Raw genomic sequence first — 23,684 nt, 5'->3', positions numbered from 1 at the left:
ACAGACTTACGTTGAAAACCTTTAATAGGTTTTACTTAAACGCATTGGACAGGAGTGGCAGTTGTAGCCAATGACCCGTGGCGCACAGCTAAAACGAATGACCAAAATCGTGATGAGATTGGCGATCGCCAATCTATAATTAAAGTTCCTTTTGTCGTCACTGGCTGCATCTAAAACTTTTAGGGGTGCTGATCTTACAAGCATTTGCTGTTCCCGCTTGAATCGAGAGTGGGCGAGACAAGTTGTGTGAACCTCCTGAATTTGGCTTTTTCCTGCGCGTAACATCATGACTTTCAATCTGCCGGGTGGAGAGCTAGTCAGACCAGTTGATTATCTGCAAGCATTTCTAGAACAATCCACAGACGCATTTATAGAGTATGACTCGGAGACTCGCTGTGTCGCCGTAAACCCTGCTGGCGCTGCTTTGTTGGGTTTACAGCCTGCTGCCCTGATGGGTAGGACAGTTCTGCAATGGTTGAACTGGGTCAATCGAGAGCAGTCAACCTCATTGCTCGACCCACATTGTCTACGCCTGGTCATTTCACAGGTGGCGATCGCCCTCCAGCAAGTTTTTAGCCAAAATAAACCGCTGCAATTTACCCACGAGGTGCCGTTAGCGGGAGGAACTCGGTTCTACGAAACGGTCTACACACCTGTTTTAGATGCGGCTGGGGCAGTTGTGCGCGTATTTAGTGTAGGGCGGGCGATCGCCAACCCACGCTCCTGTGCTAATTCTCGTGAGTCAGGAGCTCCGTCTAATCAATACCCGAATGGCGCTTTAGTTGAAAAGTCTGCTGACCAGCAGCTCGTAGAGATGAGCAAAAGCACGGCTCTGCTGCAACTCGTGTTAGACAACATTCCTCAGTGCATTTTTTGGAAAGATAGAAATCTGGTTTACCTCGGCTGTAACCGTAAGTGGGCTGAGTTAGCGGGTGTAGGCGAACCCGAAAACGTACTGGGGCTGACTGACTTCGATTTACCCTGGACGGAGGCCGAAGCAAAGTTTTACCGGGAGTGCGATCGCCGCATCATGGAAACAGGCATTCCCCAGGTGCGGCTGTTGGAGTCACGACGGCAGGCAAATGGGGAAAATATCTGGCGCGAGACGAGCAAAATTCCCATTCGTGATGCAAGGGGCAATGTTATCGGCATCTTGGGCACGATGGAAGATGTCACCGACCGCAAAGGGGCAGAAAAAATGCTCCAGCAAAGCGAATCCCGCTTTCGAGAATTGGCACAGCGAGAAGCGTTGTTCAACCATCTGGCAAACCAAATCCGCAACTCGCTTGACCTGGACACGATTCTAGAAACGACGGTACACGAGATTCGCAATCTGCTAGCGAGCGATCGCTGCAACTTTGTCTGGTACTGCCCGGACCCCCAAAATCCTCACTTTGACTTGACCTATGAGGCTCGTGATTCGAGGTTACCTAGCGTCATCGGTCGATATCCGATTGAAGATACGGATACGCCTTATCTGTGGGCGTTGAGTCGATTTGAAACGGTGCGAGTCGATGATGTCAGGACTGATACGCTGCTTGATCCAACCATGCGAGATCGGTTTATTCGGCAGGGCTATTTCTCTCATCTCACCTGTCCAGTGCAGACTCGTTCTGGCAAGTTAGGGATTTTGACTTGCGTTCACTGTGGCTATTCGCGTCCCTGGAGCGACGATGAAGTGGAACTGTTGCAGTCGGTCGCCACGCAGTTGGCGATCGCCCTCGACCAGGCAGAACTATACGAGCGCAGCCAATCCGCCGCTGCTCAGGCTCAAGCCAAAGCAAAGGAGCTAAAGCAGACTCTGCGCGAACTTCAGCAAACGCAGACACAATTGATTCAAACTGAAAAAATGTCGAGTTTGGGGCAGCTTGTTGCAGGTGTCGCCCATGAAATCAACAATCCCGTCAATTTCATCTACGGCAACATTGCCCACACCAGCGACTATACGCAAACTTTGCTGAACGTGCTGCGGCTCTATCAACAGCACTACCCCGACCCGATTCCAGCAATTCAGGCTGAAATCAGCCGTGTCGATCTAGATTTCATCGTCAGCGACTTGCCCCGGATGATTGCCTCGATGAAGCTAGGAGCCGATCGCATCTGTCAAATCATCCTCTCGCTGCGAAACTTTTCTCGTCTGGATGAGGCTGAAAAGAAACCTGTCGATATTCACGAAGGCATTGACAGTACGCTGCTGATCTTGCAACATCGGCTCAAAGCTAATGCTGGCTATCCGGGCATTCAGGTGATAAAGCGTTACGGCAATTTGCCCCTGGTGGAGTGCTATGCAGGGCAACTTAATCAGGTGTTTATGAACATCATTAGCAACGCTATTGATGCGCTAGACATAGAAATTAAGGGAATCAAAAAGCGCTCTGTGCCTGATATCCCTCCTGTGATTCAGATTCAGACGGATGTTGTGTGTAGCGATCGCATCGCCATCCGCATCTCAGACAACGGCCCAGGAATTGCTTTGAAACACCGAAAGCAGTTGTTTGATCCCTTTTTTACTACCAAGCCTGTGGGTGCTGGAACAGGACTGGGTCTATCGATTAGCTATCAAATTGTGGTGGAGAGGCACGGTGGCTGTCTGACCTGCAATTCAGCTCCAGGGCAGGGAGCCGAATTCTTGATCGAAATTCCAACCCGTCAAAAATAAGACCGCGCAAGCAATTTTGAATCTGTCACGTCCTCTCGCAAGCCGTAATTCTAGCTAGGTACACTGTATTTACATACAGTTAAAAAAAATTAATTGTAAGGGTGTGTGTCTAACTAATTTGAAGCAGTTGCTCTGCTAGGTTTCCAGTATGGATTGAATTTGCGTAAATGATTTGCGTGGATTGATTTGCGTAACTTGAATCAGGTTATTACTTCATGCAAGGAATCTAGTGGGTTTGCTTTCTGGCAGACATCCTTCAGACTCGCTAAAAGGGAATGGGGGCTGCGGTGGATATTATTGATTTGATATCGGCTTTAGAAACTCACACCTTATGGTTGTTGAGCGGTTTAGTTTTCCTTGGGCTAGGAATGCTGGTTGGAGAACCTAGCCTCGCGGGGTTAGGAATTGCTGCCATTATTACGGCGATCGCCGCCTTGACTATTACCTCTTTCACCGTACAGCTACTGCTGTGGGGAGTGCTCGCAGTTGCGCTAGCCGTAGTGATGCAGGGCATGGTGCCGCGAGAAGCGAAAGACCTTACGCCCACCACCGAAGCTGAAGTTTCAGCACCAATTCCTAGTGGTGGAGTTGGCACGGTTGCCTATCAAGGATCTCTGTGGAATGCTCGCTGTCAGATCTCGGACATGACAATCGCTGTTGGAGAAACCGTAAATGTCGTGGGTCGTCATGGCAATACGTTAATTGTTCTACCTGCAACCTTTCCTGATAGCCATATTTACGATCAAACAGTATAAATTAACAGTATGGGCTAGACACGATGGGCTAATTGTGTGTAACTCAGCGCTTGTTCATTTTGGCAGGCGATACCCCTCAGGAGATGATCCCTATGCAGTCAATTCTTGCTGCACTTGCTCTGCTCATTATTGGCTATACGGTCGGCTCTGTAAAAATCATCAACCAGGGAAATGAAGCGCTGGTCGAGCGGTTGGGGCGCTATCACCGCAAACTCATGCCGGGGTTAAACTTCATTGTTCCTCTGCTAGATACGATCGTTTGGGAAGATACAACCCGTGAGCAAGTTCTCGACATTGACCCGCAGGAGGCCATCACTAAAGACAACATTACGCTGCTGGTGGATGCGGTGATGTACTGGCGTATCCTGGAGCTACAGCAGACTTACTACGCAGTTGAAGACATCAGCAAAGCATTGATGAACCTGGTTATTACCAGTCTGCGTTCTGAGATTGGACGGATGGAGTTAGAGCAAACCTACGCTTCTAGAAGTCAAATCAACCAGATTTTGCTGCAACAGTTAGATGAAGCAACTGCAACTTGGGGCGTGAAAGTTACCCGCATTGAAGTTCAAAATATTACCCTACCCGAAACGGTACGTGAATCGCTGGAGCTAGAGCGAGCAGCCGAAAGTAAGAAGCGGGCAGCAATCCTTGAAGCAGAAGGTGAAAAGCAGGCGGCAATTTCCGAAGCAGAAGGAACGGTGCAATCGATTGAGCTAATTTCTAATGCCCTCAAGTCTCAGAACAACACTCATGCTGTGTTGCAGTATCTCGTGGCGCAAAAATATGTAGATGCTAACTATAGGCTCGGACAGAGCAACAACTCTAAGATCATTTTCATGGACCCGAAAGCCCTAACTGAGGCAATGTCTGAGTTGATTGTGCCTGAACCTATCATTGAGCCTGATACCAATGGTTCAAATGGCAATGGTGGTAGTGGCAACGGATCCAGCCCTTCCTAAAGGTTCTACCGTATAGAAACTTAGGATCGCCAAATTGCATCCGCGACTTGGCAAACCTCATGCATCTCCTTCACATCGTGAACTCGGAGAATATCAGCAGCGCCAGCGATCGCCGCACAGCAGGTGGCTGCCGTTCCCCAAACCCGTTGTTGTGGATCGGGTTGATTCAGAATGTGACCAATAAAGCTTTTGCGGGAGGTTCCTACCAGCAGCGGGTAGCCCAGCGATCGCACTTCTGGCAGTCGTCTCAAAATCTCCAGATTTTGAGCGCCTGTTTTGGCAAAGCCGATGCCTGGATCAAGAGCAATGTTGCTAGGGGAAATGCCCTGGGCGATCGCTAGATCCGCTTGCTTCTGTAAAAACTGGCAAATCTCGCCGATTAAATCCCGGTAGTCTATCATCTGCTGCATTGTCTTGGAGTTGCCGCGAATATGCATCAGAATCGCGGGAACACCCAGTTCTGCAACGGTGGGCAGCATTTCAGCATCATAGGTGCCGCCAGAAATATCGTTCACCACGTCAGCTCCCGCCCGAACCGCAGCACGAGCAACTGCGGCACGGGTAGTATCAATTGAAATCGGCGCTGACCGAACAGCATCCCCCGCTGCACCAGAACGCAACGCCTGAATTACAGGTACGACCCGGTTAAGTTCTTCCTCCAGGGAAATTTGGTCAGCTTGAGGACGAGTAGACTGTCCGCCAATATCTAAAATGTCGGCTCCAGATTCCAGCAAAAGAGTGGCTTGGGCGATCGCCGTCTCTAGCGTATTAAACTGTCCCCCATCGCTAAAGCTGTCGGGCGTGACGTTTAGCACTGCCATCAGATAAGTGCGTATCCCCCATTCAAAAGACTTGCCTCTAATTGCCCAATTTTGCATCTCAATTATTCCGGTAAGCGCCAAACAGAAATGACGGGGCGATCGCTCCCGCTGGCCATTTCACTCCAATCTGGGCTAATTACAAAATAATTGATGTGAGTCCCATAGCCCGTCAACGTGCGAATTTCTTCACCCGTGTTGAAATCCCACAGCTTGATCGTTTGATCAGCACTGCCGCTAGCCAGCGTTTGCCCATCTGGACTAATTGCCAGAGCATTCACATAACCTGAATGTCCTGTCAGCGTGCGAACTGCTTCACCTGTTTCCACGTTCCAAATTTTAATGGTCTTATCAGCGCTGCCGCTAGCGACTAACTGCCCATCTGGGCTGATTGCCAGCGCATTGATAAAGCTGTCATGTCCTGTCAACGTGCTGATTTCTTCACCTGTATTGATGTCCCAGATTTTGATCAGTTTGTCGGCACCCCCGCTAATTAACCGTTGCCCATCTGGAGTAACGACCAGCGCATTAATTGAGCTAGCATGTCCGGTGAGGGTGCGAAGTTCTTGACCCGTCGCAATCTCCCAGATTTTGATCGTTTGGTCAACACTGCCACTGATTAAATGGTGTCCATCTGGTGTAATCACCAGTGCATCGATGGGGCTAGTGTGTCCGGCGAGGGTGCGAAGTTCCTGACCCGTTGCAATCTCCCAGATTTTAATCATCTGGTCGGCACTGGTGCTGACGAGAAGGCGTCCGTCCGGTGTCACCGCTAATCGATTTACAAAGCTGGAATGGCCAGTCAGCGTGCGGATTTCCTCGCCCGTGTTAAAGTTCCAAATTTTAATCGTTTTGTCAGCACTGCCGCTAATTAGGGTTTGCCCATTGGAACTGAGAACTAGGCTGTTGACAAAGCTGGAGTGCCCTGTGAAAGTGCGGGTAATGGCGATCGCCTGATTTTCCACTCTCTGGCTATTGGCAATTAAAGGAAAAGATTGACGAGACTGCCAGAGCCAATATCCACCTCCTCCCAACAGCAAAATTAGTAGCCCGCCGCTCAACCATTGCCAAGTTCTCGACTTGGGTGGCGACTGATACACCGTTGGAATACTCAGAGGCGACAGGGCTGCTCCTCCCATTGAAGCGTGAGAAGGGTGAGATGCTCCGCCAGCAACTTCCTGAGAAATTTGTGACAGTCGAGCCAAAATTTCTTGCGTGTCTTTGGGGCGATCGGCGGCTCTAGGAGCAATGAGTTGATCAATCAGTCCGGCTAGCTGCGGCGAAATGTGAGGAGCATGATTACGCCAGTGAAATTCATTCTGGAGCGAGTCATAAATGCCACTGTCAGTTGGCTGCTTGCCTGTTAGCAGGTAAATAAAGGTGCGCCCCAACGCGTAGAAATCCGATTGAGGAACTGCTTGCCCCTGCTCTTGCTCAGGCGGTGTGTAGCCAGCAGAACTGATGCGAGTCACGCCGCTAGTGCCGCCAAGCTGAGCCAGATAGGTATAAGTCATCTCTCTGGCTGCACCAAAATCAACCAGCACAAGCTGACCGCTAGAGCGCAGCATAATGTTTTCGGGCTTGATGTCGCGATGGAAATAATTTTTGCTGTGAACCAGGTGCAAAATTCCTACTATCTGCTGAAGCCAGTTAACAGCCTGCTTTTCACTAATGGGATTATTGCCCTGTTGCCGCATCCACTGGGTTAAATTTGGCCCATCAATTTTTTCCATGATGATGCAGTGCAGCGGCTCTACAGCGTTTCTTGGAAAAAACTGAAAGTATCCATCTGGCTCGATTTGCGGAATGCTGGGATGCTGAAGTTGGCTCAAGACGACGGCTTCTTGCTGAAACAGCGTTACCGCTTTGGGGTTGGTACTGTGACTTTCTTTAAGGACTTTGAGGATTTTGGGTGTACTACGCTCAAAGGCTTCATAAACTTTGCCAAATCCGCTCTTGTCGCTTAGCAATCGCATGACCCGATAGCGTCCCTGCAAAATCAGATCAGAGCCGCAGCTTTGGCAGAATTGATTGCCGTCATTGCCAGGATGGTCGGGCTGAAGACAGCGGGGGTTGATGCACAAACTCATAGCGGGCGGCGAAGTAGATTCCCTTCTCTAATACCCAATGTCTCACAAGCAACTGAGGATGGGACAAGAAAGGTAACAAAGCAATAAATTTAGCTTGTCAGGAGAAAATATTCTAGTCGAGGGGCGATCGCCCCTTCTAGAAGCAAATAGGGTGAGCATTGCCCACCCTACTGTTCATGCTAATTTAATGCCTGGACTTACGCACTAATAGTAGGTTTGTACAGTACTTCTCGCGTTGCTACCATGCTGGTAACCAGACGATCCATTTCTTCGCGGGTATGCAGCGAGTTAACAGTAATCCGAACTCGAGGCTTGGCGATAAACCAGATGGGCGACACCCACACCCCGTGATCGTTCATCAGCTTTCTGGCAAAGATTTTAGGATTAAGCTCAGGTGGCAGCAGTACTGGAAGCACGTTAGTTTCACCGATCGCCATAAAGTCATTTTCCTCCAGGCGCGATCGCAGATACTGAGTATTCTCCTGCAACCGCTTTACTAGTTCTGGAGTCTTCACCACTTGACGGATGCTCTCCAACGCAGCAGCAGTCGTTGGAGGGGGCAGCGAAATAGTGCCAATTGAGGTGGGTGAAACGTTGAGCAACGGCTTTAGCTCGGCAACATGGCTGCTAATCGCGGCTCCGGCAGAAGCCGCAAACTTAGAGAAAGTTGTCATGATCAGCGGCACAACGCCCCGTTCGATCGCCTGTTGTGGCAATAACCCAAAATGCTCATAGATACCTCGACCTGTCGCGCCAAGTGCGCCGCTAGCATGGGCTTCATCCATCAGCAAAACGCTACCTTCGTAGTTTTGCATAATGCTGAGCATGTCGGGCAACGGGGCGATGTCGCCATCCATTGAAAAGACTGCGTCAGACACCACCAATATCCGGTCATCTGAACGGGCATATCGCTGGAGCTTGCGGCTGAGGTCTTCCATATCGCAGTGGCGGTAAGCCCGTACCCGAACGCGGGGGCTATGCCCAAACAGCTTACCGGAGCGGGTGCCAGCGTTGGCGATCGCCGACACAATGCAACCATGATTTAACACATCAGTTAGAATCAGCGTTTCGCGTGTATGCTGAAAGCCAGGCACCGGAATTGCCAGGTGGCAGAAGGCATCCATTAATGCCTGCATCGCCATCCAAGCATTGAGAAATAGCTGCGTATAGGGTAAATGTTTAAATGCTGAAATTTCATCTTCGAGCTGGCGGTGCAGGTCAATCCGACCGCTCAACACCGAAGTCGAACTATTAGAAGTGCCATACTTCAAAATTGCATCAATAGCAGCTTTTTGAACGGCTTCATTTTGAACTAGTCCCAACACGTCGTTGGTGCAGAAAGTGAGAACGGTGCGACGTTTGCCCGTCTCAGCCTCCTCAATTTCAACTAAGTTGCCCTGCTTGCCGTGACAAATATATTCATCAGGGTCAAGCCCACTTTCGTACCAACGCTGAACGTATTCCTTAATAACTTGCACAGTAAACTCCCCTCACCTTAGTTTCTTTAGGTAGCTTTTTGCCTCTGGCTTAACAGCAGATCGGTCAGGTAGGGTGCGCTACCCCGATCTGAAGTCAACGCGAGATGACAAGAGACATTCACAACCGTGATTGTGACATTGAACCCAATTGCTTGGCGACCTTCGGTATAAATTGAAGAGCCACCTATGACTCTGCCAGAAGTTGGCAAGCATGGCTGATAGCGTTAGTACAGTTATCTTCATCCAAGCTCAATTTTCCGAGGTTTGTTCGGCCTGACCTGAAATCGCCGCTTTGGACAAAGAGATAGACTTGTGGGAATCACCGTTTCGACCACTTTGTAATTGACTGGATGATTGACTTGATTGTTGCATAAATTGCTCATACTGCCGGACGATTAATCGCTGAAGAGCGATGATTGCCGGATTGATCTCGACGTAGCGGCGGTTAGGGTTTTCCAGGTAGATCCGTTGTTCGCTTTCCATCATTTCGATGTCCTGATCGAGGAAGCGTTGCAGCATAAAGTTTTGAATCACCCAACTGAGCAACGATTTGACCGGGCGGGGCAACCACTGAGGCACCTTGACTTTAAAGAAAAATAGAGCGAACGAGCGACTTTCGACTGGGCCAACGGGTAGCCGCATCAGGTAAAGCGCAGAGATTCCTTGGAGCGAACTGGAATAGTGGGGATAGCGATACTGAATTGAGATTGGCAGCGTGGTGACCTCATCAGCGCGATCGCTCAATCCCAAAAATTTTGCCAGTCGCCCTTTATAGGAAACCTGATAATCGGCGCAGATTGCGGATTCTGTCTCTTTCAAGTTCAGCAGCACTGGGTCAAACCAGCCTTGAAGCTCTTGGTGCAAAAAGCCGTGAAACACATCCATCGCGTTCTCGTTACAGATCGAGAAGTGGGCGTTAAAGTGAGCTGTTACAGGCACCATCAACCATTCTGGCTGGTCGTACTCTGGCACTGAAGGAAGAGGATGCGTCTCGGCACGGTGAGGATCACCCGGAAACACCCAGATCAAGCCATATTTCTCTTGCACTGGGTAGCTGCGCGCCTCAGCACAGGGAAGCTTTTGTCCGCTTGGCAGGTAGGGAATGCTAACGCAACTGCCGCTACCATCAAACTCCCAACCGTGATAGCTACAGGCGAGATGCTTACCGTGAACTTTGCCTTTGTGTAGCTCTACACCCCGGTGTGGGCAAGCGTCTTCGAGTGCGTGAAGCTCTCCGTCGGTGTCTCGGTAGATGGCGATCGCCTGCTTCCAGACGACCAGCGGCATCACCTGTCCTGGCTTGAGTTGGTTTGCCCAACCCGCAGGATACCAATGGTTTGCATTGATACCGACTTCCCGGATAATGTTCCGGACGGTCTGCCCCTTCAACGTTGTCGCCAGTTCCATCTATTCTGCTTTCCCCCTGCTACTAACCGCTGTCTAGATATTGAGCTTATATTGCTACTTAGCGATGGATGAATAGAAACGCACTCTAGACTTTTAATCCTTTCATAAGTCAATCTATTCCTCAATACATTGCTGCTTCGGTATTCACCCAAACAGCATGAAAAGTGGTCATTCTTTAGTGCAGATTGTGCCAACTTCCCTAGAATTAGCCAGCTTATAAAGCTATGGCTAGAAAATGTGGACGCCATGTGCAACTTTGTAAAGAGGACGATCTGTGGATCACGTCCTGATTTTGTTTTGCCGGAATTTTTGTGAGGCTGACCCACCTAGTTAGCAGCTTGACAAACTGGCACAGTGTAGAGCGCAGTACCAAGCAGGGTGCGTAAGTCTCGATCTATGTGGTGTTGAGAAGTTTCTGGATTCTAAGTAATTTTATGTTGCCTGTTCGTAAAGCTCCCGCAAGGCCGTTGTCTAAGCTGATGGCTTCAAAGCAACTGCCAAAACTACTGGTGTTGTTGGCTGCGGGCTGCCTGACTACGATGACGGGTGGTATCGTCTCGCCAGTGCTGCCTGAGATTGTGCAGCAGCTTCAGCTTGACCCTCGCTGGGCGGGTTTGTTGGTGAGTATGCACGCGTTGGCGATCGCCGTCTGCACACCGCTGTTTGGCATTCTCTCGGATCGCATTGGCAAGCTCAAGGTGCTGATTCCGGGTCTGGTGCTATATGCAATATTCGGAACTGCTGGAGCCTGGATGCAAAGTTTCCTGCCGCTGCTGGCAACTCGTGCCCTGCTCGGAGCTGCGAGTGGTGCGGTCGCGGCAGCAACCATTGGCTTACTAGGGACGATGTATGAAGGAGACGCGCGATCGCGCATTCTGGGTTATGCCACGAGCGCTATGACTACAGCCAGCATTTTGATTCCGCTGATAGGCGGCTGGGTCGGGCAACATCACTGGCAGTATGCGTTTTATCTTTACGGGTTTGGGTTGCCGTTGGCAGCGATCGCCGCTGTACTGCTAAAGGAAGGGCAATCTGGACAATCTTCCGTTATTCCCGCTAATCAAACCCAACAGCTACTACAAATCTTGCGCCAGCCTCGCACCTTGCAGCTTTATCTAACGCTGGCTCTGGCAGCTTCGGTTGTCTACTCGGTGGTAATCTACACGCCGCTGTATCTGCGTGAAGCAATCGGAGCAACACCTTTACTGAATGGAAGTGTTTTGGCAGTCCGAGCAATTGGAGCGGCGATCGTTTCAGCGCTGCTAGCAAGTCGGTTGGCTAAGGCTATGGGAACAGAGCGGGCGATCGCACTCGGTTTTACGCTGATGTCTCTAACGCTGGCAACGATTCCCTTCCTGGATCAGTTGGAATGGATTATGCCAACAGCCGTCTTATTTGGCATGGGGTTTGGGGTAGTTGTGCCCAACGTTTACGACCGTCTAGCAGATCAGGCACCTTCAGAGCTGCGCTCTAGCGTATTAGCGATTGGCACAGGCTGCAACTCGCTCGGACAATTTATCTCACCGTTGGTACTAGGCCCAGTCTGGAAATATGCCGGGTTGCCGCCCGTATTTTACGTTGCTGCCGCAGTTGCCCTGGGAACTGGACTGCTGAACTTGCTCCAACATCCTCAAGATTCGCACCAATAAGAGTCAGGCTGACGGAACGCATACGGTTACAAGGCTTTTCTGGTTTCCCAATTCCAGCTCAGGAACGAGTCAAAAGAAGCTCCAGCTTCTTGCAATTAGAGACAAGGAAACTAGAGCTTCGAAATGAGCAACTTTCTAGGATGGAGAATTTAGGAAGTTACAAGGACTGAGCAACAAAGCAAGATCAGGGTTAGCCCAGGAAGTTGCTAAAAGATGGAATGATCAGCAGCAGCAGATAAGCAAAAGCTGCACCGCCAATTCCACCAATTAAGAACCCACTCGCATATTCATTCCAACCCTCGGAATGGTTAAAAGCCTCAGGAGGTCTGGGGGTTGTAATGGTTTGAGTTGGGTTGGGCGGGTTGCTGCTGGCATACAGCGACATAGCGAGCGTTGAAATCACGATCAGCCCAACGGTTGAAAGTAGCCCCGACAGGTTAGCAATATCTGTATCACGCAGTGGCCCCAGCTTCGCAAAAGGACCGAGGATCCAATAACCATGAGCCATTCCCACCTCTAAACCTCGTCGCAAGGGAGATAAACCCTTACGGTAGGCAGGCAGGTTGTTAATAAACGCCATTGTAAAGTCTGAAGCATTAATCGGAGTCGCCAGGTTCCCGTTTTGCGGATCGGCAGCAGCATAAACTACTTCCCGATTCCTGGGATCACGAGGACGATCCTTCGACTGGTCTACAGCTTGACTAGGAGATTGCATAACTCATTCAAACCTTCAATAAAGGATGTGGGATTATGCTAGAGATACGCCAGTTGTTCAATCATCACCCCAAGGAAAGACTCTGGCTCAAAAGCGCTCAAACGTCACAATTAGTAACAAGTACCAAAGAGTGCGTCTTCTAGGTTTATCCGTCTATCTAGAGGCGCTGTAGTTCAGGTCAGGAATGAACTCAAAGCCGACGTTGAGTTGAATCGCGCCAGGTTCCCCTTGCTGATTCTCGCTTAGTACCTCTATGTCTGTTCCTTCTAGGAACAGGAGCAAGTCTGGGGCAGCTTGTTCTAGTACCTGCATCAGCTTTGTTTCTAGCTGCTCCAGCGCATCGGGTTGTTCACACCAGTGACTCTGATGAGACTGCACAATCACATTGCGGGCAAGTGGAAAAATGTGCGGTTGGGGAGGCTGTCCGGTCGTTATATCGAGTTGCCAGTCTTGCTCTGGAGTCTTGCTGTTGAGGCTGGCTAACAGACGCAGGGTACCTGTTTCCCAGGGGCATTCGGGTTGAAGCAGATTGACGCGAATGCCACCCATCAGCTGCATCACTTCGTAGGCACCCCGGCTAAAGGACCAGAGCAGTTGGTGAGTTAAGGCGGTCAGTTCAACTTCTTGCTGTAAAGAGTGGCTTGATAGTGCAGGAGAGGTTTGCAGCAGGTCTACCAGGTCGCAGGCATCTTTGACGATCAGCGGAATCAGGCTTTGAGAAGAAAGGTTCCGATTTTTTTCACCTGCCGCTCGGAATGTGGGTAACTGCTGGATGGTACTAGCAAGCTGTTGCTGAAGTAGAACCGTGGAGTATTTTTCTAGCCAACCTGAATGGGTGAATTTGATTTGGAGATGGCTTGAGTCTGAAGAAAGGGTAGAAAGGGGTGCTGTTTCGGTAGTGTTTGGGTGGAAAGGAGCAGGTGCTTCTTCTGCCTCAGAAGCCTCCGCAAAGTCTGCAAAAACGGTCGCGTCCGTTGCGATAAATTCAAACCCAAGCTGAAGTTGGATCAGTCCAGATTGCCAGTTGTGGTTTGGTGCTAAAGCGTCTACTTCAGCGCCTGCAAAAAATTGCCCGATGGAAGAGGTTGTTGCTGTAATGTGTTGAGTCAAATCTGGCAGCAAGCCAGCAAGCCAAGTGGGTTGTTGCCAAGCGCCGTACTGGTCCGACTGAATCATTGTGTCGGATGGGAGCAAAGACTGGTTGACCTGAAAGGTTGCCAGATCTAGGGATGCAGACAGTCCAGGAATTTTGGTGTCTAGCGTCGCAACCAGGCGGATAATTCCAGTGCGCCAACCTTGCCCTAGCTTAAAGGCTTTGGCAGGAATGCCTTCAAGCAGTCGCATTACCTCATGGCTGCTACGAGCAATGCACCAGAGCAGCCAGGGAGCCAGGTCTGAAATCAGAAAGTAGCTTTGCCAGCGATCGCCCCCTTCCACCAAGCCAATAGAGTCTGATTGAGGTGGCTCAAAGTAGTTCTTTTGTATTGCTTCTAGCACATCATAGGCTTCTTCAACCAAATACGGAGCCAAGGCTTCAGGCGTTTGGGGTACATCGGGCGACTCGCCGCTTTTGGGCGATCGCAAATCCTTAATCATGTTTACCAATCGCTGCATTGCCTCCAAAACCTGAGTTGAAGCGACAGGAACAGATGTTGCCTCAAAGGGAGCCTCTTCTGGAACATCCTGATGCGCCGCGATTGGTACGGTCAGCTTCAAAATTGTTTGGCTGATCAGAAATGGAGCAAGCTCAGATTCCTCTTTAGGCTCCTCAATTAAAGGGAGAGCCGATTCTAAAGAATCCTCTGTAGGTGCAGGTTCGGTAGGAATTTCAAAGGACATCAATACAGGCTCGATAGGACAGGCTCGATAGGTTAAAAACCACTCTATGCTTAACCGATTTCACGACTACAAGCAGTGAGATTCAATCAAATGCAACACAGTTCACAGACTTAAGCTCTACCCTCTCCTTCTTTGGGTCTGTGCCCTGTAGCAGATGTCGTTAAGGATCGGACCAGACTATGTTCAATTTTGACAGGGTCAATAAAAATTGAGGATCTGATGATTTCGGATTTGCCCTTTTGAATGGCGATCTCGAAGAGATACCCGCAAGGGGTCGCCACCCTGCTTTAAGTTGAACTCATCGGGAGATTTTTTTATGACAATTGCTTTACGAGAAGATGTCGCCTTTATCTTGCTTAAAAAAATTAGTGAAGGAGATACCCAGTCAGAAGGAAAGCACGAAGTAAGGCTAACCCCTGGCGACCTGGCAGGTAGATCAGTAACCGAAACAGATCTGCTCGGACATCTAGACTACCTAAATCAGAAACACTACATCAACGCCGAATTTAGCGGCAACGCCTACGGCAATCAGGAAGACGTACCCGATGCGCTCAATCCTGGTGAAGTAGATATCCGTATTGCCAATACCTTTGGCGCACCGGATGGCCCACTGCCTCACCTGATTGAGTTCAAGCGGGCAGAGCTGACGGACAAGGGACGCAAGCTGCTGGAAAAAATGGAGGCAAATCCGCCTGCAGCCTTGAGCAAAGGACCCTCTGTACCGATTGTCCAGGAGAATATGCCTTTCCTCGAAAAGGTGATGCTGAAGGGCAACCTCGAGGACGTGTTTGACGCAAGAGATGTGTCTGAGGTCGTGTTCCGTACCATGCGCGACATGATGACCACCGAAGCCGCTGACCGAGTCACTTCTGAACTGCACGAAGAAGCTCTGCCAACTGATGACAAAGCCTTGCAAAACGAGGTGGCAGAACTATGGCAAGACACCAATCCAATCGTGCGCTTCCTCAGCAAAATTCGTCCGCCTCTGGAAATCAAGCCTGAGACGTTCCTGTTTCGGATTAACCAGGAAGCGGGCTTGCCTAGAGGTGTAGGACCTGAAACTGCAATTAAGGCAGTTTTTTCAGCCACCAAAGACGAGCTTTCAGAAGAGCGGATTAATGAAGTCGCTAACTTCTTGCCTGGCGAAATTAAGCAAATGTGGCAGGAAGCGTAGCGTCTAACTGTCTAATCGCAACCTAACAATCGCCCTGGCTTTTGCTGGGGCGATTTGCGTTGTCAGGGATAAGGCGTTATGGTGAATCATGTAAAGAAAAAATAAGTTTTGCAAATAAGTATGAATTCGCCATCCACTGGTTTATCTAAAGTTTCAAATTCAACTTCTGAGTCCACTCCAGTTGCAGCAACGTCGTTCCTCAAAAAGGTGATGGTGCGGGGCGATCTTGAAGATTTGTACGATGCTAGAGACATCGCTGAGGTTGTGTTTCGCACGATGCGCGACATGATGCCTACAGAAGTTTCTGACCGAGTAGCGGCTGAGCTTCAGGGAGAGGCGATCGCGAAGGGATACCCGCAAGGGGTCGCCACCAAAGACAAAGCTCTGCAAAACGACGTAGCTGACCTCTGGAGAGATACCAATCCCCTCGTGCGATTCCTTAGCCGCGTTCGTCCGCCGCTAGTAATTGAACCGGAAACCTTTCTGTTCCGGATTCGCCAGGAAGCAGGCTTGTCTAACGGGGTAGAGCCAGAAGTAGTAATCGCCGCAGTCTTTTCAGCCGTTAAAGCGGAATTGTCTCAGGAGCGAATTGACGAAGTAACAGGCTTCCTTCCCGGAACCATCAAGCAGATGTGGCGACGAGCTTAGGCGATCGCATTCCTGCCAGCCGACATTTACCCGTTGTCTTTACCAACCGACGATTTACTAGCCAACAATGATCTTCCACAAAAGCGAACCGATCACCACGGTCGCTAAATGTTGGGGCAACAGGTTGATCAACGGTTGACGGGCGATTTTCTGAGTCAGGATGATGCTTAGCCAAACAGAAACAATCAGCGTCACGCTCTGTAGAAATGACAGCACGGCGGGGTCTGCGACGGCAATCTCGAAGAAATACCCGCCAGGGGTCGCCATTCCACTACCGCTATAGCCAAAAGTTGCAAGCGTCACAGGAATTGCCCGTCCTGCTTCATTCAATCCCAACCGCAGATAGTGTGCCAGACTGCCTCCCAGAACCAGCGGCAAATACCCGTAAGCCAGTTCTACAAAAGATTTGGGTTTGCAATTGCGGTTGAAGAGGCGAATTAAGAACTGGGCGGTGAGGGCGATCGCCACTGGCACCAACAGCGCCAAAACTGAAACTCCCGCATGAATGCCAAAATTCTCCAGGTTCAGTGCCCAACCTAAACGGGCTGAGATTTCTGGCAAACGGTGCAAAAATACAGCGCCAAATAATAGAAACAGCAGTGCGACTTCGTGACGGGTTGGCTCGTGAGTTGTCCATAACTCAATGCCAGGGGGACGCAGGTTCAGCTCTACTGATCGGTGCGGGCAGGCTTTAAGGCAGGTCATGCATAGAACGCAGTCCCGATTTTCCTGAAGTTGAGCCGGGTGAGAATAAATCGGACAGCCGCCTGTTTCCAGTCCTTCACCTTTTTGCGGACCGCCTTTGTAGCACTGATAGGTGGTGCAGGTCGCTGAGCAAATTCCCTGCTGCGCCCGCAACTCAATCATCGAGAGCTTGGCAAACATTCCGTTCATGCCGCCAATTGGACAGAGATAGCGACACCAAAACCGTCGCTCAAACAACAGCGAAAAAATCACTGCTCCTGCGGTAATTAGAAGCAGCAAGCAACCTGATAGGTAAGCAACATTCTCTAGATGCCACAGTTCTTCCCAGAGCAAAATTAGGACAAATAGCCCAAATAGAAACCAGCCGCCCCATTTCTCGGCTTGTTGCCTTGGCCAGGCTTGAAGTTGACGTGGAAAGATCTTGAGTGAAATCGTTTGTGCCAGTTCGCCGTAAATCATGAAGGGGCAAATCGCGCACCAGGTTCGCCCGACAAACGGAAAGCTAACCAAGATTAACGGCCACCACCACGCCCAAAAGAGATTCAGGGCAATGTTTGAATCGCGAGTTTGCGGACCCAAAAACAGGATGGCGACAATGACGGCAAAGAAACCCAAAGTAAAGCCGTAGTTGATTCGGTCGGGCCACCAGGGGCTACGCAAAAACTGGCGCAGTCGCGGATAGCTGTTAAGCAGGTTGAATCGAAATCGTTTGTTTTTGGTACTGGTTGACCAGAATACTTCTTCGGTGAGAACGGGAGCTCGACCCCTTGCGGATATCTCTTCGAGATCGCTCTGAATCAGGGCACGTTCTACCAGGCTTTCCAGTTCAGTCAGGTTGCCTGGAAAGTCATAGCCCTGAAGCCGTCGCAGTGCTTCTGGAGCCACCTTGGGTTGAGCTAAGCCTTTGTCGCGGCAAAATAAGCTGATGTAGTATTTCACCTGTGCTTCAATGTCGGCTTTTCGCACTCGCAGCGGCGGCACTTTGATCGAATGCCCAACCAGATTTTTGCGATCGATTTTAGGTAGCGATCGCTCTGTTGTCAGGATGATTCGCACTTCAGACTGTTTGGGGACAGGTTCTTGATCTCCTTCCCGGCTGACAGGTAGATATTCTCCGGTTTTCAACAGGCGAGTCAGCTTTTCCTCTAATCCTTGAGGCAAATCCTGGACGTTGTTGAGCATCAGCGTCCCTCTGCCTAACCATTCTAGTAGTCCGGGTTTACCACCCTGGCGACCAAAGAGTTCAGCACCACTGACCTGGATGGTGTCACAGTTGATTTTGATGATAGGTTGGTGGCGATCGCGTGAACCAAAGTGAATCAGCGCTGCCGAGTTGTCTTTACCCAACCCCGGTTCACCAAAAATGATCACGGGTTGGCGGTCTGCCGCAGCCTTTTTGATGTCCTGCCGCAGCCGCACCGCATAGCGACTGGAGCCAACAACTCCCCGTCGCACCTTTGGCACAATGTAAGGACGTAACGCTGCCTGTCGCTCTTGCTCAAAAGCAAGCTGAGAGGCAACCTGATCTAACTCAGCCGCCAACTGGCGGGAGAAAGTGCGAGAAATTTCTGGATGTTGTTCTGCTAATGCTTTGAATGCCTCAGCCGTAACTGTCCACAAAATGCAGTTACTCAGGGTGATTACAGTTTGCTCAGTAGGCTGGTCAAGCAGAAGTTCTTTCAGATGTAACACTGTACCTGGCAGTAGGCTAGTAGCTTTAGCCAGACTATTAGTGCTGGTGTGGTAGCTCTCTAACCGCCCTGATTTGAGAATGTAAAGGGCGGGTGGTGGGGTGTCTTCCAGCACCAGGCGGCGATTCTCCCCAAAGGTTTCCTCCTGGATCTCGGCGGCGATCGCCTCCAGCACTTCATCCGATAGCGCCTCTAGCGACGTGTTTTGCCGCAACCACTGCACTTGCTCAGCACTCTGCATCGCTCGTCTCCTAAAGTCACTCTTTCGCCCTGGCCCAGAGGAGATGAAGCCATGAAGCGTCACCTCTTCAGATTAGGTTGAGACAATCTGGGTGAGGATTAAGTTTACTTAAGCTGCGATCGCATTAAACTTTGACACGGCTCAGCTTGAGTGCAAAGAGCGCTTACAATGAGAAACAGTGATTTAATCTTTTGTTAGCAATCTTAGGTAGTCCTGTGAGTCTTACTGCGTCAGCCACCCCTTCACCCAAGTTAGCCGCTCGTCGGGCGGTGTTTCCCTTCACAGCAATCGTCGGTCAAGAGGAAATGAAGCTGGCGTTGCTGTTAAACGTGATTGATCCCAAAATCGGCGGTGTGATGATTATGGGCGATCGCGGCACAGGCAAATCCACTACCATTCGTGCCCTGGCTGACCTGTTGCCCGAAATCGAAGTTGTTGCCGATGATCCCTTCAACAGCCATCCCAGTGACCCTGACTTGATGAGCGATGAAGTGCGCCAGCGGCTTATGGCAGCATCCACCGATCATTCCGACCAGACTAGTGCCGCTAATCTACCGATTCAGGTGGCGAAAAAGAAAGTACAAATGGTTGATTTGCCGTTGGGCGCAACTGAAGATCGCGTCTGCGGCACGATTGATATTGAGAAAGCACTGGCAGAAGGCGTAAAAGCTTTTGAACCAGGACTGTTAGCTAAAGCCAATCGAGGCATTCTCTACGTCGATGAGGTGAACCTGCTAGACGACCACCTGGTAGACGTATTACTCGACTCTGCCGCATCCGGGTGGAATACCGTCGAGCGTGAAGGCATCTCGATTCGCCACCCCGCTCGCTTTGTCCTAGTGGGTTCGGGCAATCCCGAAGAAGGCGAACTGCGTCCTCAGTTGCTCGATCGCTTTGGAATGCACGCCGAAATTCGTACGGTCAAAGAACCTGCCCTGCGCGTGCAAATCGTAGAACAGCGTTCCGAGTTTGACCAAGACCCACCTACTTTTCTAGAGAAATATCAGCCCCAGCAAGCCGAGCTACAGGAAAAACTGGTCAGTGCTCAGGAACGGCTAAAATCTGTCGCAATGGACTATGAACTGCGGGTCAAAATCTCTCAGGTCTGTGCCGAACTGGATGTAGACGGACTGCGTGGCGACATTGTGACCAACCGTGCTGCGAAGGCGATTGCCGCCCTTGAAGGCCGCTCAGAAGTGACCATCGATGATATTCGGCGCGTTATTGGCTTGTGTCTCCGCCATCGCCTCCGCAAAGACCCACTAGAGTCCATTGACTCAGGCTACAAAGTCGATAAAGTATTCGTCCAGGTCTTTGGCATTACAGAAGCCGAAGAGAATCAGACTAATGGAAGCCAGCGCATGAGCGTGCGTTAAACGTATTTGTACCGCGACAATTTTGGTGTGAATGCTAAGCATTCACACCAAAATTGTCGCGGCATCATTAGCTAAGCTACATTCGCCCGTGCGCCGCACTGGGCAGCAAAGGCGATCGCCAACCCATCAGCACTATCATCTGGTGAGGGCGGTTTCTCTAGCCCAAAAATCTGCATGACCGCCTGCTTGACCTCAAACTTGCTGGCTCCATACTGGGCGACTGCTGCTTTCACCTGCGACTGGTGCAGAAACACTAAATCCGTCATTCCCCAGTCACCCAGCGCCAATTCAATCACGCCTAAAGCCCGCATTACCTTCGTAGCGTTGGTGTTTTCCCGTCCAAAAAACGGCATCTCTACCGCCACTAAATCGGGCTTAACCATGTCACACAATTCTCGAATGTCAGCCCGAATCTGACTCAGACGCTCATACATCGGTGCCTTAGCTGGAGTCGTAATCACACCATACTCCAACGCCTGACTACCCCGAATTGCGCCAAAGCCAATGCTGGCGATCGCTGGGTCAATTCCTAAAATATTGCAGTTGTTCAGGTCAAGCAGTGCAGTCATAGGGCAATTGTACTATCAACCTGGATGATTAGCTTCTTGCTGCCTCAACAGAAAACCAGGAGCTAAAACCGCTGTAAATTAGGTTTAGTTAAGAAAGGCTCAACCTATGCTGACTTCCACCGACTTCAGCGGCTTATTCAACAAACGCTTCTTCAATAACTTCCTGCCCATCCCCGCTACCAATCACTTCAACATTGGCACCCTTGCTCCGCCCTTTCAACTGCTCAACGTCACCACTGGGCAGCAGGTCCGGTTAGCAGACTACACGGGTAATCGTCGTGAAGATGCAGAAGCGTCGAATCGCCCAGTTGTGGTAGCTTTCACCCGCATCTTTACCGAAAAGCAGTACTGTCCCTTTTGCTTTCCCCACATCAAGGCACTGAATGAGGCTTACGAGCAATTTCAAAGCCGCGGGGTAGAAGTTTTGATGATTACTAGCACAGACGAGCGACAGAGCAAAATTGTAATCCGTGACTTGCATCTAAAAATGCCGCTGTTGAGCGATCCGGCTTGCCGAGTTTTCAGAGCGTACCAGGTTGGGCAAGCACTCGGTGCACCCCTCCCGGCTCAGTTTGTCCTAGATCGATCTGGCAAAATTCGCTTCCGGCACCTGTTCTCTTTCTTGGAGCCAAACGCTAGCATCGAGCGGCTACTCTCAGCTATAGATTCTCTACCACCCATCGCCCAATAATTTAAATCAGGTTAATTCCACGCGCTTCTAAAAGAACCTCAATATATAGACAGGCTCTCTATCATCTTCGTCCAGAAGTGTAAGCCTTGAAAGTTTGTTTTGCTTGAAGATTAATAGACTTTTAAGCGATAGAGAACTAGAGCTTTCGTTCACTAAATCACCTTCAGATTCAAAGGCAAATCAGTTTAAAACTAACTACGAGGCTAACAATTTTTGTTGCCTCTTGTTGTACCTAATTTTTGTTTTTCTCAGACACTACTTCTTTAGATGGAGAATCAAGACTTTAAGCACCTCTATGTTGAAAGAGGAAGCATCAGTTTAGAAACCATAAGCTGAATTTAGATGCAGTTAAATCGGGAAAACGGTGCCCTCAAGCACTCAAAAATCTTTGAAAGCTGACTTAAAAGAATCGAATTTACGAGGTGATTCAATGCAAGTACGTTTTGTTGCCCTAGCTTTGGGCATTCTATTTCTGCTTTTGGGGCTAGCTGGCTTTGTCCCTGTGCTCATGCTAATTCCTGGCGGAGCCACGCCTGATGCTCCTCTCAATATGCCAAATCTCACTTTTAGTGATGGATACGGCTACTTGTTTGGGTTATTTCCTACTAACTATCTGCACAATGCTGTTCGGATTGCAGTTGGTGTTTTAGGTATTGCTTCTTACACCAGCTTTGGTGGAGCAATTTTGTACACTCGCGGTTTTGCGATCGCCTACATCTTGATTGCCCTCATGGGACTATTACCTATTACCAACACCACCTTTGGCGTAATGCCTCTCTATGGCAACAATGTTTGGTTTAACTTGCTAGCCGCCGGGATCGCCGCTTACTTTGGTTTCTTCAAGCCTGTAGATCCAATCGAAACAGGTACCCCTTCCGTTGGCTAATCAACTGCTTGAGCAAGTTTAGTTCTATCCTAAACAAAAGATGGCGCACCTTAAAAAGAGTGCGCCATTTGCTTTAAAGCTTTCTGCTTCAGATACAGATACAGATATAGAAGTGCGGCAAGAATGGCAGCGGGCGATCGCCCTCCTGTGTTGAGTAATCATCGGAGTTGGTGGAGGGGAGCGATCGCCTCAAACAATCTAACCCTCGATCGTGGCGGCACTTCTACTTCTCGGCGTACAATAAGTAGAACATCTGAACTAGTTCAAAAGGCAAGCCGCCATGAACATCTTCCAACGCTTATCAGACGTTTTGGGACTAGGTGAGCAGGTATACGAGCCGGAATACGAAGAATATGCACCCGAAGCAGCAGCCAACGGAGTTACTTGGCAAGATGAATATTTCCCTAGCTCGACCACCTCAGTTGCTCCCAACAACGTAGTCGGAATGCCCGGTCGAGAAATCGGGCAACCAGAAATCTTGATGGTCGAACCCCGCTCCTTTGAAGAAATTCCCGAAGTCGTATCAGCCCTCAAAGAACGCAAAACCGTCATCCTCAACGTCAGTCTGATGGATGCAGAAAGCGCTCAGCGAGCGGTAGATTTTGTTGCAGGTGGAGCATACGCGATCGATGGGCGGCAAGAGCGCTTAGCAGAGACGGTCTTCCTATTCACCCCTAGCTTCGTGCAAATCAGCAACCAAACCCCAACCGGAGTAGGAACAATTGAATATCCAGCTATCCCCCGTCGTTTAACCCCTACCAGCAGCGATCGGACAGACAGAACTCGAATCATTCAGGGCTAGATTACCCTGCTACCCCGCCTAACCCTTGTAAAACCGTCGCCTCAAAAAAATTTCTGATTTTTCCAAAAATGTTTGACACAATTCCTACTTAGTCTGCTACATTGGATAAGTGCCAAGGAAATGCTCCACATCTAGCGGTCCGGCGGTGAACGTTTACTACATATAGTGGTTTCCACATCTTGTAAGTAAAGTTCGTTTCTGAAAAGAGTCGCTGGCTGCCTAACTAGATTGAGAGCTATCCAAAAGTGTACCCGAACCTGGACAATAAAATAGTTTGAAAGCCAAACATTAAATCTCGTCAAGAAACTAACAACTTCTAAGACGGTTCGAAATTGAGCCGCTTTAGAAATTTCAAAAACGAAAACCATAACTATCTATTAGTTATGGGAGCCTAGCAAATCTCGAATTTGTTTAATTACAATGGAGAGTTTGATCCTGGCTCAGGATGAACGCTGGCGGTATGCTTAACACATGCAAGTCGAACGGAAGTCTTCGGACTTTAGTGGCGGACGGGTGAGTAACGCGTGAG

The 23,684-nt window shown here is 49.8% G+C and carries 19 protein-coding genes and 1 rRNA gene; 11 read left to right on the top strand and 9 right to left on the bottom strand.

The window, feature by feature from the left end:
* Window positions 1-21: 21 nt before the first annotated feature.
* Window positions 22-288, bottom strand: coding sequence for a hypothetical protein (locus H6F88_RS04790; protein WP_190641613.1), 267 nt, complete (start codon window positions 286-288; stop codon window positions 22-24).
* Between H6F88_RS04790 and H6F88_RS04785 the strand changes: the two genes are divergently transcribed.
* From H6F88_RS04785 to H6F88_RS04775, 3 genes are all read left to right on the top strand, one after another.
* Window positions 287-2,659 (top strand): PAS domain-containing protein, encoded by a 2,373-nt coding sequence (locus H6F88_RS04785; protein WP_190641612.1) that lies wholly within the window; start codon window positions 287-289, stop codon window positions 2,657-2,659. The genes H6F88_RS04790 and H6F88_RS04785 overlap by 2 nt on opposite strands.
* A gap of 287 nt (window positions 2,660-2,946) precedes the next feature.
* The gene (locus tag H6F88_RS33870) at window positions 2,947-3,414 is read left to right on the top strand and encodes an NfeD family protein (RefSeq protein WP_190641611.1); all 468 of its coding nucleotides are present in this window, start codon (window positions 2,947-2,949) and stop codon (window positions 3,412-3,414) included.
* Window positions 3,415-3,506: 92 nt separating this feature from the next.
* Complete coding sequence (locus H6F88_RS04775) at window positions 3,507-4,376, top strand: stomatin-like protein (RefSeq protein WP_190641610.1); 870 nt, start codon at window positions 3,507-3,509, stop codon at window positions 4,374-4,376.
* Window positions 4,377-4,396: 20 nt separating this feature from the next.
* On the opposite strand, the gene folP is transcribed toward H6F88_RS04775, so the two are convergent.
* The 4 genes from folP to H6F88_RS04755 form a co-directional block, all read right to left on the bottom strand.
* Entirely contained in the window at window positions 4,397-5,254 is an 858-nt protein-coding gene (gene folP, locus H6F88_RS04770) for a dihydropteroate synthase (RefSeq protein ID WP_190641609.1), read from the bottom strand.
* Window positions 5,255-5,259: 5 nt separating this feature from the next.
* Window positions 5,260-7,284: a serine/threonine-protein kinase gene (locus H6F88_RS04765; RefSeq protein ID WP_190641608.1), complete on the bottom strand. Its 2,025-nt coding sequence runs from the start codon at window positions 7,282-7,284 to the stop codon at window positions 5,260-5,262.
* A 197-nt stretch (window positions 7,285-7,481) separates the two neighbouring features.
* A complete protein-coding gene (locus H6F88_RS04760; RefSeq protein WP_190641607.1) occupies window positions 7,482-8,762 on the bottom strand; it encodes an aminotransferase class I/II-fold pyridoxal phosphate-dependent enzyme in 1,281 nt (426 codons plus the stop codon).
* Between the two features lie 249 nt (window positions 8,763-9,011).
* On the bottom strand, window positions 9,012-10,169 hold the full coding sequence (locus H6F88_RS04755) for an aromatic ring-hydroxylating dioxygenase subunit alpha (RefSeq protein WP_190641606.1): 1,158 nt from the start codon (window positions 10,167-10,169) through the stop codon (window positions 9,012-9,014).
* Window positions 10,170-10,603: 434 nt separating this feature from the next.
* Here H6F88_RS04755 and H6F88_RS04750 point away from each other — a divergent pair, with 434 nt between their 5' ends.
* The gene (locus H6F88_RS04750) at window positions 10,604-11,818 is read left to right on the top strand and encodes an MFS transporter (RefSeq protein WP_242050394.1); all 1,215 of its coding nucleotides are present in this window, start codon (window positions 10,604-10,606) and stop codon (window positions 11,816-11,818) included.
* Window positions 11,819-12,008: 190 nt separating this feature from the next.
* Here H6F88_RS04750 and H6F88_RS04745 read toward each other — a convergent pair whose 3' ends face one another.
* Window positions 12,009-12,533: a photosystem I reaction center subunit XI gene (locus H6F88_RS04745; RefSeq protein WP_190641605.1), complete on the bottom strand. Its 525-nt coding sequence runs from the start codon at window positions 12,531-12,533 to the stop codon at window positions 12,009-12,011.
* Window positions 12,534-12,686: 153 nt separating this feature from the next.
* A complete protein-coding gene (locus H6F88_RS04740; protein ID WP_190641604.1) occupies window positions 12,687-14,372 on the bottom strand; it encodes a hypothetical protein in 1,686 nt (561 codons plus the stop codon).
* A 316-nt stretch (window positions 14,373-14,688) separates the two neighbouring features.
* Between H6F88_RS04740 and H6F88_RS04735 the strand changes: the two genes are divergently transcribed.
* A complete protein-coding gene (locus H6F88_RS04735) occupies window positions 14,689-15,546 on the top strand; it encodes a DUF2267 domain-containing protein (protein WP_190641603.1) in 858 nt (285 codons plus the stop codon).
* Window positions 15,547-15,666: 120 nt separating this feature from the next.
* Window positions 15,667-16,194, top strand: coding sequence for a DUF2267 domain-containing protein (locus tag H6F88_RS04730; protein WP_190641602.1), 528 nt, complete (start codon window positions 15,667-15,669; stop codon window positions 16,192-16,194).
* 57 nt (window positions 16,195-16,251) lie between these two features.
* On the opposite strand, the gene H6F88_RS04725 is transcribed toward H6F88_RS04730, so the two are convergent.
* The gene (locus H6F88_RS04725; RefSeq protein WP_190641601.1) at window positions 16,252-18,831 is read right to left on the bottom strand and encodes a sigma 54-interacting transcriptional regulator; all 2,580 of its coding nucleotides are present in this window, start codon (window positions 18,829-18,831) and stop codon (window positions 16,252-16,254) included.
* Window positions 18,832-19,046: 215 nt separating this feature from the next.
* On the opposite strand from H6F88_RS04725, the gene bchI reads away from it, so the two are divergent.
* Window positions 19,047-20,207, top strand: a complete 1,161-nt coding sequence (gene bchI, locus H6F88_RS04720; protein WP_190641600.1) for a magnesium chelatase ATPase subunit I — start codon at window positions 19,047-19,049, stop codon at window positions 20,205-20,207.
* Window positions 20,208-20,278: 71 nt separating this feature from the next.
* Here the strand turns inward: bchI and H6F88_RS04715 are convergent, their stop codons facing one another.
* The gene (locus tag H6F88_RS04715) at window positions 20,279-20,776 is read right to left on the bottom strand and encodes a crossover junction endodeoxyribonuclease RuvC (RefSeq protein ID WP_190641599.1); all 498 of its coding nucleotides are present in this window, start codon (window positions 20,774-20,776) and stop codon (window positions 20,279-20,281) included.
* A gap of 106 nt (window positions 20,777-20,882) precedes the next feature.
* Between H6F88_RS04715 and H6F88_RS04710 the strand changes: the two genes are divergently transcribed.
* The 4 genes from H6F88_RS04710 to H6F88_RS04695 form a co-directional block, all read left to right on the top strand.
* A complete protein-coding gene (locus H6F88_RS04710) occupies window positions 20,883-21,467 on the top strand; it encodes a redoxin domain-containing protein (protein ID WP_190641598.1) in 585 nt (194 codons plus the stop codon).
* Window positions 21,468-21,897: 430 nt separating this feature from the next.
* Window positions 21,898-22,353, top strand: coding sequence for a DUF4383 domain-containing protein (locus tag H6F88_RS04705; protein WP_190641597.1), 456 nt, complete (start codon window positions 21,898-21,900; stop codon window positions 22,351-22,353).
* A 280-nt stretch (window positions 22,354-22,633) separates the two neighbouring features.
* A complete protein-coding gene (sepF, locus tag H6F88_RS04700; RefSeq protein ID WP_190641596.1) occupies window positions 22,634-23,155 on the top strand; it encodes a cell division protein SepF in 522 nt (173 codons plus the stop codon).
* Window positions 23,156-23,572: 417 nt separating this feature from the next.
* Window positions 23,573-23,684, top strand: a 16S ribosomal RNA gene (locus tag H6F88_RS04695); the annotation flags it as partial.

This window comes from Oculatella sp. FACHB-28, assembly GCF_014696015.1.
GTDB lineage: Bacteria > Cyanobacteriota > Cyanobacteriia > Elainellales > Elainellaceae > JAAUTN01.
The sequence above is the reverse complement of the archived record's forward strand: the minus strand, read 5'-3'. Positions and strand labels throughout refer to the sequence as shown.